Below are 1,409 nucleotides of genomic sequence, written 5' to 3' on the forward strand. Positions count from 1 at the left end.
GTTCGGACCTCCAGGGCGTGTTACCGCACCTTCATCCTGGCCATGAGTAGATCACTTGGTTTCGGGTCTACACCCAGCGACTGATCGCCCTATTCGGACTCGATTTCTCTACGGCTTCCCTATTCGGTTAACCTTGCCACTGAATGTAAGTCGCTGACCCATTATACAAAAGGTACGCAGTCACGGAACAAGTCCGCTCCTACTGTTTGTATGCACACGGTTTCAGGATCTATTTCACTCCCCTTCCGGGGTTCTTTTCGCCTTTCCCTCACGGTACTGGTTCACTATCGGTCGATTACGAGTATTTAGCCTTGGAGGATGGTCCCCCCATATTCAGACAGGATGTCACGTGTCCCGCCCTACTTGTCGTACGCTTAGTACCACCGGTCCGATTTCACATACGGGGCTATCACCCGCTATGGCTCCTATTTCCAGAGGATTCTGTTATCGGTCCGACTATCACGTACAGGCTCTTCCCATTTCGCTCGCCGCTACTTTGGGAATCTCGGTTGATTTCTTTTCCTGCAGCTACTTAGATGTTTCAGTTCGCCGCGTTCGCCTTGCATACCTATGTATTCAGTATGCAATACCCTAAAAGGGTGGGTTGCCCCATTCGGAAATCTGCGGATCAAAGTGTGTTTGCTCACTCCCCGCAGCTTATCGCAAGCTACTACGTCCTTCATCGCCTGTAATCGCCAAGGCATCCACCATGTGCACTTATTCGCTTGTCCCTATAACGTTAGCCTCTGATAATCGAAATCATCAAAGAGCGTTACAGGGATAAGAAAGTACAACGTTGTTGCTTGTTTGTTGATACATACAATCATTACCCATTGAGCCGCCTCATGTATTGCTACATGTATAGACTCAATCAATAAATAATCTTTACTTCTTCCAGATTGTTAAAGAACGAAACAGCTTTGATCGCTAAAAGATCAAACCTAAACCCAAGTCTTGTTGACCGGCTTACGTTTGCACTTTCGGGTAAAACGTGGTGGAGGATGACGGGATCGAACCGACGACCCCCTGCTTGCAAAGCAGGTGCTCTCCCAGCTGAGCTAATCCCCCTGGGTGTGTTACTGGCAGGTCTGGCTGGACTAGCGTCCACCTTACCCCCGGGTTTGTTTTTACTGGTAGGGCTGGTTGGACTCGAACCAACGACCCCCGCGTTATCAACACGGTGCTCTAACCAGCTGAGCTACAGCCCCAACGCGGTGCTACTACGACTACTGTTTCTTCTCTTACTAACAGCCGATAAGTGTGAACATTTGATGCGTGAATCATTGCTGATTCGTGCAAACTCTAGAAAGGAGGTGATCCAGCCGCACCTTCCGATACGGCTACCTTGTTACGACTTCACCCCAGTCACGAATCCTACCGTGGTAAGCGCCCTCCTTACGGTTAAGCTA

Annotated in this window: 2 tRNA genes and 2 rRNA genes; all 4 read right to left on the reverse strand. The window is 49.5% G+C overall.

From position 1 onward, the window contains the following. Positions 1–731: ribosomal RNA gene (locus O0880_RS28050) — 23S ribosomal RNA — on the reverse strand; the annotation flags it as partial. A gap of 261 nt (positions 732–992) precedes the next feature. Next, positions 993–1,068 (reverse strand) — tRNA-Ala (locus O0880_RS28055). Between the two features lie 63 nt (positions 1,069–1,131). Then, positions 1,132–1,208, reverse strand: a tRNA-Ile gene (locus O0880_RS28060). A 98-nt stretch (positions 1,209–1,306) separates the two neighbouring features. Then, positions 1,307–1,409 (reverse strand): 16S ribosomal RNA (locus O0880_RS28065); the annotation flags it as partial.

Origin of the sequence: Janthinobacterium sp. SUN118, assembly GCF_030397695.1 — a bacterium.
Taxonomy (GTDB): Bacteria; Pseudomonadota; Gammaproteobacteria; order Burkholderiales; family Burkholderiaceae_D; genus Janthinobacterium.